The sequence below is a fragment of the Pseudomonas sp. AKS31 genome (genome assembly GCF_023634765.1).
GTDB lineage: Bacteria > Pseudomonadota > Gammaproteobacteria > Pseudomonadales > Pseudomonadaceae > Aquipseudomonas.
This window is the reverse complement of record NZ_JAMLFX010000008.1, coordinates 234,489-245,392: the sequence shown is the minus strand read 5'-3', so window position 1 is coordinate 245,392 and position 10,904 is coordinate 234,489. Positions and strand designations below refer to the sequence as shown.

General features: G+C 60.4%; 8 protein-coding genes. 2 read left to right on the top strand and 6 right to left on the bottom strand.

The window, feature by feature from the left end:
- Positions 1–272 precede the first annotated feature (272 nt).
- The 6 genes from hglS to M9827_RS20245 all read right to left on the bottom strand — a co-directional run bounded on the left by hglS (position 273) and on the right by M9827_RS20245 (position 8,047).
- Positions 273–1,652 (bottom strand): 2-oxoadipate dioxygenase/decarboxylase HglS, encoded by a 1,380-nt coding sequence (hglS, locus tag M9827_RS20270; RefSeq protein ID WP_250606826.1) that lies wholly within the window; start codon positions 1,650–1,652, stop codon positions 273–275.
- Positions 1,653–1,740: 88 nt separating this feature from the next.
- Positions 1,741–2,961, bottom strand: coding sequence for a glycolate oxidase subunit GlcF (glcF, locus tag M9827_RS20265; RefSeq protein ID WP_250606825.1), 1,221 nt, complete (start codon positions 2,959–2,961; stop codon positions 1,741–1,743).
- A gap of 2 nt (positions 2,962–2,963) precedes the next feature.
- Entirely contained in the window at positions 2,964–4,013 is a 1,050-nt protein-coding gene (gene glcE / locus M9827_RS20260) for a glycolate oxidase subunit GlcE (RefSeq protein WP_250606824.1), read from the bottom strand.
- Complete coding sequence (gene glcD, locus M9827_RS20255; protein WP_250606823.1) at positions 4,013–5,512, bottom strand: glycolate oxidase subunit GlcD; 1,500 nt, start codon at positions 5,510–5,512, stop codon at positions 4,013–4,015. Before glcD ends, glcE begins: the two co-directional genes overlap by 1 nt.
- Before the next feature lie 132 nt (positions 5,513–5,644).
- Positions 5,645–6,571: an alpha/beta fold hydrolase gene (locus M9827_RS20250; RefSeq protein ID WP_250606822.1), complete on the bottom strand. Its 927-nt coding sequence runs from the start codon at positions 6,569–6,571 to the stop codon at positions 5,645–5,647.
- A gap of 21 nt (positions 6,572–6,592) precedes the next feature.
- Entirely contained in the window at positions 6,593–8,047 is a 1,455-nt protein-coding gene (locus M9827_RS20245) for a flavin-containing monooxygenase (RefSeq protein WP_250606821.1), read from the bottom strand.
- A 177-nt stretch (positions 8,048–8,224) separates the two neighbouring features.
- Here M9827_RS20245 and M9827_RS20240 point away from each other — a divergent pair, with 177 nt between their 5' ends.
- A complete protein-coding gene (locus M9827_RS20240; RefSeq protein WP_250606820.1) occupies positions 8,225–9,298 on the top strand; it encodes a diguanylate cyclase in 1,074 nt (357 codons plus the stop codon).
- A gap of 207 nt (positions 9,299–9,505) precedes the next feature.
- A complete protein-coding gene (locus M9827_RS20235) occupies positions 9,506–10,744 on the top strand; it encodes a M20/M25/M40 family metallo-hydrolase (protein ID WP_250606819.1) in 1,239 nt (412 codons plus the stop codon).
- Positions 10,745–10,904 lie beyond the last annotated feature (160 nt).

The following is a 10,904-nucleotide window of genomic DNA, read 5'->3' as shown; positions in this document are numbered from 1 at the left end:
CAAAGGTCTGATTGCGCAAGAAGTTGCGCAGTACTGCGCAACTTCTTGCGCACTTGGCTACAGGCCTTGTACGACGTAGCTCTCAGCGGCTTCATCAGGCTTTTTTGCAAAACAAGTGCGCAACTTCTTGCGCACAATGGCCAGATGCCTTCATTTGGCTGAGGCGGCTGCTTCAAGACTTTCAGATCAAAAGATCGCAGCCTGCGGCAGCTCCTACATTTGGAATGCATTTCCCCTGTAGGAGCTGCCGCAGGCTGCGATCTTTTGATTTTTCAACGCGTAAGTTGTGTGAGGCACTCATCGATCGAACGCTGCTGCGTCGCGGCATACAACCCCAACTCATCAATGGTCGCGCGCCCCAGCGCCTGCTCGAAAGCCTGTCGATTGGAGTGCTCGCCGTAATGCGCCTGCGCCGCATCCCCAAGGTTTGACTGAAAAATCCCCGCTGCACTGACCGGCAGAAAATCTTCGTACACCAACGGCTCAGCTTTCACATAACCACCGCGCAACAAGTCCTCCAGAGACGACTGCCCAAGCCTTCCAGCAGCCAAACCTTTTTCCGTGGCGAAATAGCGAAAGTACGCCAACCCTTGTTCACGCATGCCCTCGACACTGTCAGGAAATTCGCCAAAGTGCTGAGTCATCAGCGCGTTGTAGCGTGCGGCGTTGGCCTCGTTGGGGAAGTCGCCGAGTTCATCGCGGGCGGCATTCAGCAAACGGTCGTACAGCGCCCGGCCTTTGGGCGTAAGTGCCGCACCGCGCTGTTCGATTTCGCCAAAACGCGCGCTGTGACTGCCACGGGTTTGGTTCTGATCGGTGAAGGCGATCGGCTCGTCCAGCGCCTTGAAACTGGTCTGGCGCAACAGGATCGGGCACTGCCGGCGCGGCGGGCCTTCGATCACGGCTTTTGGGGTGATGCCATGGGCCGGCATCTGTTCCTGCACGCTATCGATGTCCAGCGTGCGCGGCGTCAGGTGATTGATGTGCGGGCCTTTGAACGCCACTACGTCGGCGATCAAACGGTGCTGAGCACTCAACGTCTGGTATTGCGCGGCAGTAACCGTAGCGCTGTGATGCCAGCGAAAGGTTTCCAGTGCCTGTAGGACGAATGCCTCGGCCTCGCTTTCATTCAGTCCACCCGCGTTTTCAGCTTGCGCGATCAGGCGCAATGCTTCCGGGGTGAAGATTGATCGCTTGGCCAGCACGGATTCGGCAAAGGCGCGCAGCTGCGGATCTTCAATCAACTCCAGGCGCAACAACGAGGTGAACACCCGAAACGGGCTGACTTGCAGCGCCTGTTCATGCACTGCGCGAAACGCTGTGGAATGCACCGGCACGCCCGCCGGGGTCAGGTCGTAATAACCCACCGGTTGCATGCCCATCACTGCAAACAAGCGGGCGAGGGTGGCCAGTTCCGTCGCGGTGCCGACGCGAATGGCACCATGGCGCTCCATGTCCAGGCGTTCGATTTCACCGGTATTGTTGAGCTGTCGGGCGATGTCAGGCTGACGTGCAAGTACCTCGCGGTTGGTCTGTTCCACCAGTTGCATCAGCGCGCCGTACAGCGGCACTTCTTCGCGGTACATGTCGGACATCGCTTTGGAGAAGCGTTGGCGAATCAGGTCGGGGCTGACGAACGGCTGCACGGTCATGAAAAAAATTCCTGCCACGGTCACGGAATGGATGAGGGAAAAGATCGCAGCCTTCTCGCACGCGGGCAAACGAAGAATCCTACGAACTTCATTCTGCCAACGACTGATCCACCAGTTCGATCCAGTGCATCACGGGCGTGCGCCCGGCGCTGCCCAGATGGCTCTGACAGCCGACGTTGGAGGTGACGATCAACTCAGGGCGGCCGCTTTCCAGCGCATTGAGGCGGTTGTCGCGCAGTTGTCGGGCCAGCACCGGTTGCGTCAGCGAATAGGTGCCCGCCGAGCCGCAGCACAAATGGCCGTCAGGCACGGCGGTGAGATTGAAGCCGAGGCGAGTCAGCACGGCTTCCACCGCGCCGCCCAGTTTCAACGCGTGCTGCAGGGTGCACGGGCAATGCACGGCAATCCGCCTTTCAGTGGCGGCGCAGATCTGTTCCAGCGGTTCCCGATCGAGTATCTGCACCAGATCCACGGTCCGCTCGCTGATTTCCCGGGCCCTGGCTGCATAAACCGGATCCCTTTCCAGCAAATGCCCGTAATCCTTGATGAATGCGCCGCAACCGCTGGCGGTCTGCACAATCGCTTCGGCGCCATTTTGCAGGTGCGGCCACCAGGCATCGATGTTCTGCCGGGCGCGGTCGAGGCCTTTGGCCTGGGCGTCGAGGTGATAATCCAGCGCGCCGCAACAACCGGCCTCAGCCACCGGGGTGACGCTGATGCCCAAACGATCCAGCACCCGCGCGGCGGCGTCATTGGTGTTCGGCGACAACCCCGGTTGTACACAGCCTTCCAGCAACAACACTCGCCGGGCATGACGCGGGGCAGGGCGCAAACCGGAAGGCGCTAGATGCTGCGGCAGTTTACTTTCCAGTATTCGCGGCAGCAGCGGGCGAAACGTCGCGCCCATCCGCAGCAAGCCTTTGAACAACCCAGGATTCGGCGCCAACGCCCGCAACCCCTCACGCAACAGGCGTTGCGCCGCCGGGCGAGGCACCGCGTGATCGACTACTGCACGGCCAATGTCGAGCAGATTGTGATAGTCGACGCCGGACGGGCAGGTGGTTTCGCAGTTGCGGCACGACAGGCAGCGGTCCAGATGCAGTTGCGTCTGCGCCGTCGCCGGTGCTCCTTCGAGCACTTGTTTGATCAGGTAGATGCGCCCGCGCGGGCCATCGAGTTCATCGCCGAGCAACTGATAGGTCGGGCAAGTCGCGTTGCAGAAACCACAATGTACGCAGGTACGGAGGATCTTCTCCGCCTCGGCGGCGCGGGGCAGTTGTCGTGACTGTTCGCTGAGGGTGGTTTGCATGGCTAGAACTCCGCGTACATCCGCCCGGGGTTGAACAGCCCTTGCGGGTCGAGTTGCGCCTTGAGTTGCCGGTGATAGCGCAGCAGTGTCGCGGGCAATGGCTGGAACGGCGAATCGCTGGCGCCATGGCTGAAACAGGTGGCGTGGCCGCCCAGTTCCTGCGCGAGAATGTGGATGTGCGCCGCGTCGGATTTCAGCCAGCGTTGCGCGCCGGCCCAGTCGATCAACTGCTCGCCGGGCAGATCCAGCGGGCCGAGATTGGTCGGCAGTGACAGGCGCCACAACGGCCGGCCTTCATCGAAAAACGCCAGCCGCTGCTCATTCAGATCACGCCAGAACTGTGAGTCCAGCGGCTCGCCACCCAGGCGTTGATGCGCCGCCGTCACCGAACCTTCGCCGCCCTCAAGACGCAGATACAGGCTCTGGCCATCGTGGCATGCGGCGCTGATCGGCAGCGGTTGTTGACCCCACTCGGCCAGATTGGCCAGCGCCCGCGCGCACTCCATGTCGAGGCGGATGCTCAGGCACTGGCGTGGTTTCGGCAGCACTTTCAGCGAGACTTCGGTGAGTACTCCGAGGCAGCCGTAACTGCCGGCCATCAACCGCGACAGGTCATAACCGGCGACATTTTTCATCACTTCGCCGCCGAAACGCAGGTGCTGACCGAGGCCGGTGATGACTCGCGTGCCGAGTACGAAGTCGCGTACTGAGCCAGACCACGGTCGTCGTGGCCCGGACAAACCGGTAGCGATCATGCCGCCCACCGTCGCGCCTTCGCCGAACCCCGGCGGCTCGCACGGCAACATCTGTCCGGCAGCATCCAGCGCCGCCAGCAGCTCGGACAACGGCGTGCCGGCACGCGCCGTGATCACCAGTTCGGTCGGTTCATAACGGACGATGCCGCAGTGGGCGCGGGTATCGAGCACTTCACCGGCCACCTCGCGGCCGAGGAACGCTTTGCTGTTGCCACCCTGGATTTTCAGCGGCGTGGCATTCGCCCGGGCCTCGTTGACCTGTTCGAGCAGGGCGCTGGCGGCGTCGACATCGGCCATCAGAAACGCTCCAGTTCGGGGAACGGCAATTGCCCGGCGTGAATATGCATGGCGCCGAATTCGGCGCAGCGGTGCAGGGTTGGAATGTTCTTGCCGGGGTTGAGCAGGCCTTTAGGGTCGAACGCGGCTTTTACTGCATGAAACAGACTCAACTCATCGTTGTTGAACTGCGCGCACATCTGGTTGATTTTCTCGCGGCCGACGCCGTGTTCACCGGTGATGCTGCCGCCAACCTGCACGCACAGTTCAAGAATCTTGCCGCCCAAGGCTTCGGCGCGGTGCAGCTCGCCCGGTTGGTTGGCATCGAACAAGATCAGCGGGTGCATGTTGCCGTCGCCGGCATGGAATACGTTGGCCACGCGCAAACCGTATTCTTCGCCGAGACGGGCGATGCCTTGCAGGACACCGGGCAATTCGCGGCGCGGAATGGTGCCGTCCATGCAGTAGTAATCGGGCGACAAACGTCCGATGGCCGGAAAGGCATTTTTGCGTCCGGCCCAGAAGCGCACGCGTTCGGCTTCGTCGCGGGCCTGACGTACTTCGGTAGCGCCCGCGGCGGTCATGACCTCGCGCACCCGCTGGCAATCGTCGTGAACATCGGCTTCGACGCCATCGAGTTCGCACAGCAGAATCGCCTCGGCGTCCACTGGGTAACCGGCGTGGATAAAGTCTTCAGCGGCGCGAATGGCGAGGTTGTCCATCATCTCCAGGCCGCCGGGAATGATCCCCGCCGCGATGATTTCGGCGACCGCGCGACCAGCCTTTTCCACGGAATCGAAACTGGCCAGCAGGACTTTCGCGACCTGCGGTTTGGGCAGCAGTTTGACCGTGACTTCGGTGATGATCCCCAGCAGACCTTCGGAGCCGGTGAACAAGGCGAGCAAATCGAAACCGGCTGAGTCGAGAGCATCCGAACCCAAGGTCAGGCGCTCGCCTTCGATGGTCAGCACTTCGATTTTCAGCAGGTTGTGCACGGTCAGTCCGTATTTGAGGCAATGCACGCCGCCAGCGTTTTCCGCGACGTTGCCGCCGATTGAACAGGCGATTTGCGAGGATGGATCCGGCGCGTAATACAGGCCGAACGGCGCGGCGGCCTGGGAGATCGCCAGATTACGCACCCCCGGTTGAACCCGCGCAGTGCGCGCGGCAGGGTCGATGTGCAGGATATTGTTGAAGCGCGCCATCACCAGCAGCAGGCCTTGCTCCAGCGGCAAGGCGCCGCCGGACAACCCGGTGCCGGCACCACGGGCGACCACCGGGACGTTCTTCTGATGGCAAAGTTTGAGCAGGGTTTGCACTTGCTCGAGTCGACGGGGCAGGGCGACCAGCATCGGCGTGGTTCGGTAGGCGGAGAGGCCGTCGCATTCGTAGGGTTTGAGTTCGTCCTCGCGCCACAAAATGTCGAGGTCTGGCAGCGCGCGCTGCAGGTCTTTGAGCAACTCAGCCTTGTTCACCTGCGGCAACGGACCGTCGAGGCGTTCGTCATAAAGAATATTCATCTACACCTCAGACCTCGTCACTTTGTAGGAGCTGTCGAGTGAAACGAGGCTGCGATCTTTTGATCTTGTTTTTTACAAGCAGAATCAAAAGATCGCAGCCTTCGGCAGCTCCTACACAGGATGTGTTGAGTGTCATTTCTGGCTTCCGAGGAATTCCCGATACAGGCGCGCAGTATTCCCCGGCTGTTCAACCATCGGCATGTGCCCGACGTGATCCCAGACATCCACGCGCAAATTGGCGATGCCCTTGCTCCACACCGGCACGCTGCTGACATCGATCAGCCGATCCTTGCGCCCCCAGAGCAACAGCGCCGGGCATTTGATGTCGGGCAGTTTCGGCTCCATCGGCGGGCTGGCGCGAAAATCGCGGAAGATCTCTTCCAGTTCATCGCGTTGTTGCTCGTAGCGCTGGGCGATGGCGTCCAGCACTAGATTCGGTACCCACGGCGGCGATTCCATGGTCATTGCATAAAACTGGCGAAACTCTTCCCGGGAATTGATCAGAAACGGGTTATGCCCGCGCGCCAGATGCCGCTCCATGTCGCTGACCTCCGGTGCAGTGACGCCCGCCGGGTCGATCAGCGCCACCGAGGCGATCCGCTCCGGATACGTCGCCGCCAGCCACGCAGCGATGTAGCCGCCCATCGAGTTACCGATCACATGGACTTTCTCCACACCGCAAACGTCGAGCAACTGGATCATGCGTTTGGCCTGCAGCGGGATGTCGTAGCCGCCGCCGGCCTTGAAGCCGGTTTCACCATGGCCGGCCAGGTCCGGGATGATCACCCGATACTGGCGCACGAAATGCCGGGAAAAGCGCAGCCACAGGTTCTTGTCGGCGCTGTAGCCGTGCAGCATCAGAATCGCGCTGGCCGCTTCATACGGCCCGCCTTGCCAGGTCGAGACGCTCATCTCGGCGATCGGCACTTCGATCTTGTGCAATTTGTACAACTTGGCCTCGATGGCCATGTTCAGGTCGTACAGCCAATGACCGACCGCCGGATAACTCAACCAGCTCCAGGCCACGAAAACCGCGAGGGCGACAAACAGCAAAAGCATCGACGTCTTCCTTTTACGTGTTCAGGACAGAATGTGGTCGGCCGGTTTCAGCGCCCGGGTCAAGCGGTGATAGCTGAAACTGAAGCCGGGAAACATCGCGATCACATGACCGCTCTTGCTTTGATACCAACTGTGGCAGCCGCCGGACTTCCACACCGTGCGCTGCATTTCCCGATGAATCATCTCAGTGTAGGTACGTTCCGCTTCACGGCGCACTTCAATGCTGCGCAGGCCTTTGGCCTGCACGGTGCGAATGCAGTCGAGGATGTAGTTCATCTGCGACTCGATGATGAACAGCGCCGAGGTGTGGCCGATGCCGGTGTTGGGGCCGGTGACGATAAACAGGTTGGGAAAGTCCGGCAGGCTGGTGCCCAGATAGGCGCGCGGGTATTGCGCCCAGACATCTCTGAGTTGCACGGCGTTTTTTCCGCTGACCGGGTAGGAAATCACCCCGTCGGTGGCGTCGTATCCGGTCGACCAGACGATCAGGTCAACATCGATGTGCTGGCCGTCCTGGGTGTTGATGCCGGTTTCGTCGATGGAAGCGATGCCTTGCTCGCGGGTGTGCAAGGTGACGTTGGCGCGACTCAGCGCCGGGTAATAGGTGCTGGACACCAGTACCCGCTTGCAGCCGATGGTGAAGTCCGGGGTGAGTTTTTCCCGCAGCACCGGGTCCGGCACCTGACGTTTGAGAAAACGCAAAGCGTGCTGCTGAACCATGTGAATTGCCGCTTTCGAGTATTTGAAGGCGATGACCCGGGTTTCGAATTGCCAGTAAATCAGCCAGCGCAACAGTTTGTAGGTGGGTTTGCGGCCGAGCAGCCAGCGTTGCAGCGGCCCGAACTGACGATCGGCGCGGGGCAGCACCCAGTGTGGTGTGCGCTGAAACACGTGCAATTGCTCGACCTGCGGCGCAATCGCCGGAATCACCTGCACCGCGCTGGCGCCGCTGCCGACGATGGCCACGCGTTTACCCCGGTAGTCGTAGCTGTGATCCCAATTGTTTGTATGAAAAGTCTTGCCTTGAAAGCGATCCTGGCCGGGAAAGTGTGGGATGACCGGTTGGCTCAATGGCCCGGTGGCATTGATCAGGAACTGCGTATAAAAAGTGCCTTTGCTGCCGGTGTGCACGGCCCAGCGTTTTTCCGTGTCGTCCCATTCGACGCGCTCGACATTGGCCTCCAGTTCCACGCGGTCACGTAAACCGAACTGCTCGATGACATGCTCGGTGTAGCGCTGCAGCTCAGCTTGTCCAGCGAACATCTGCGACCAGCGGTACGGCGCGAACGACAGCGAATACAGCGGCGACGGCACGTCCACCGCCGCGCCGGGGTAGGTGTTCTGGCACCAGGTGCCGCCAAGGAAGTCCCGACGCTCCAGCAGGCGAAAATCGTCGATTCCGGCTTTTAGCAGGTTGACCGCAGCACATTGACCGCCAAAACCGCTGCCGATGATCAACACGTGATAGATGTGCATGGGCCTCCTTCTTATAGTTGTTTTTCCATTTTGCTCCTTTCATGTATAGCCAAATATTTGCACTGTGCGCGACCCTGATGTCGCTCTATTCAGCCCGCTGGCCGGTGATGGCTATTTAACGTCTCCCTGTTAGACTCCCAACACATCCGTCCTGCGGTGTGCGTGATCGAGGTCCTTATGGGAAATTCGGGAGGAAAGGGACTTTCATTGGCCAGGAGGCTTTATACGTCGCGAGTCCTCGGGCTGTTGCTGGGGTTGCTGTGTGTAGCGGTTGCGATGTATGCGCTGGATCCGCCGCTGTGGGTCTGGGCACTGATGTTCTTCAACGGTCTCGTCTGGCCGCATCTGGCGTTTCAATGGGCACGCCGCGCCCGGGTTCCCTACCACGCTGAACACCGCAATCTGTTGATCGACGCGTTTTTCGGCGGCTTTTGGCTTGCCGCCATGCATTTCAATCCGCTGCCCACGGCGACGACCATTTCGATGATGGCGATGAACAACGTTGCGATCGGCGGTTCACGCTTTCTACTGGCAGGCTCGGCGGCGCAGTTGCTCGGGGTTGGCGTCGGGCTGGTGGTCTTTGCTCCGGCATTCATTCCGCAAACCACGCCTGCGCAGATGTATGCCTGTTTCCCGTTACTGCTGCTGTACCCATTGGCGCTGGGCTGGATCTGCTTTCGCCAGGCCTACACCCTGGGTCGGCATAAACGCGAATTGCTCGCCCTGAGCCGCACCGACAGCCTCACCGGGCTGCTCAATCATGGCGCCTGGAAGGATCAACTGGAGATCGCTTTTCAGCGCTGCAAGCGACAGAAGCAGGGCGCGGCGATTGCGCTGATCGACATCGATCACTTCAAGGCGATCAACGACACCTATGGCCATGTTGCGGGCGACATCGTGTTGCGTCAGTTGAGCAAGTTGCTTAAACAAAACCTGCGGGCGACAGACGTTGCCGGGCGTTATGGCGGTGATGAGTTTTGCGTGATTTTGCCGGATCTGCCGCTGTTCAATGCCGCGCAGGCGATGGAAGCGTTGCGTGAACGCTTTGCGATTCTGGGTTATGAGCAGAATCCGGCGTTGAAGGTTAGCTTGAGTATTGGCCTGGCGGCGTACGATCCGGCGCATGCCGACGCAACACGCTGGCTCAATGATGCCGATCAGGCGTTGTACGAGGCCAAGGCGAGCGGGCGTAACCGGGTGATCTGCAATTGCGATGACAAGCCGCGGCAGACGTTGCTGGATTCGGTCTGATCCGCACACCACTCATCCCCTGTAGGAGCTGCCGAAGGCTGCGATCTTTTGACTTTGTTTTTTCTAAATCAAAATCAAAAGATCGCAGCCTTCGGCAGCTCCTACACGCGTTCGGTGGTGGTCAGGGAGATGTCGCATTCGGTGTAGAGCCTCGCGCCGATGTCGGGTACGGTTCAAGTCCCCCCGACGCGAAACAAGGAAGGCTTCATGACGTGCTCATTTTCTCGCTCCCTGCTGGCCGCCAGCCTTGGCCTGTCTCTCGCCTTCTCCACTGCCCACGCCTTCGCCGAACCGCATAAACAAGTACTCGCCGATGCCGAGCAATACCAGCCAGAAGCGCTGAAACTGCTGGAGCGGCTGGTCAATATCGACTCCGGTTCCGGCTATGAGCCCGGCCTCAAGCAAGTCAGCGACATCGCCATCGATGAGCTGAAAAAACTCGGCGCCAGCATCGAACTGGTGCCGAACACACCGGAAAAATCCAACCATGTACTCGCGACGCTGAAGGGCACCGGAAAGGCGAAAATCCTCCTGATGGCGCACATGGACACGGTGTTCAAGGAAGGTTCGGCGGCTGAGCGGCCGTTCCACATCAAGGATGGCCGCGCTTACGGGCCCGGGGTGATGGATGACAAGGGCGGCATCGTCGCCGGGATCTATGCGCTGAAAGTCCTGAAAAACCTCGACTTCAAGGACTACGCGCAAATCACCTTCCTGCTCGACGCCAGCGAAGAAACCGGGTCGGACGTCGCCACCGACCTGATCAAGAAAACCGCGAAACAGCACGACGTAACCCTCAACCTTGAGCCGGGCCGCCCGGCCGATGGACTGGTGGTGTGGCGCAAGGGCAGCGCGACGGCGCTGGTCGAGGTCAAGGGCAAAGCCGCACACGCCGGCGTCGCCCCGGAACTGGGACGCAATGCCGCGATGGAAGCCGCACACCAGATTCTGCAACTGGGCAAACTCGGCGATGAGGCAAAGAAAACCACCATCAACTTCACCGTGCTCAAGGCCGGTGATCGCACCAACGTGATCCCCGATCAAGCCACGGCCAAGGCTGATGTGCGCGCGGCGGTGCCGGAGGAGTTTGACCGGATCGAAAAGGATCTGGCGCGGGTGTCGCAGGACAAGCTGATTGCTGAGACGGAAGTGAAGACTTCGTTGCAACGCGGGCTGCCACCGATGCCGAAGACGCCTGAGTCGGATCGCCTGATGGCCATGGCCCAGGGGATTTATGGCGAGATTGGCCGCAAGTTGACGGAGGAGGGCAGTGGCGGTGCGGCGGATGCGAGTTTGTCGGCCGGGGTTGGCACGCCGACGCTGGATGGCTTCGGGATTGTTGGCGGCAATATTCACACGCCGGAGGAGTACGCCGAAGTGGCGAGTGTGGCGCCGCGGATTTATCTGTTGTCGCGGATGATTATGGAGTTGGCCAAGCCGCGGTGAGTGGTTTTGTGGTGTGACTGATGCGGGTTGGGTGTCAGGTGCATTTGCCCTCACCCTCTCCCAGAGGGAGAGGGGACTGACCGTGTTGTTTGTGATGAATACGGCGATCTGAAAGATCCATTTGAATTCAAAGTCGGATTCAGCGCGGTATCACAAGTCG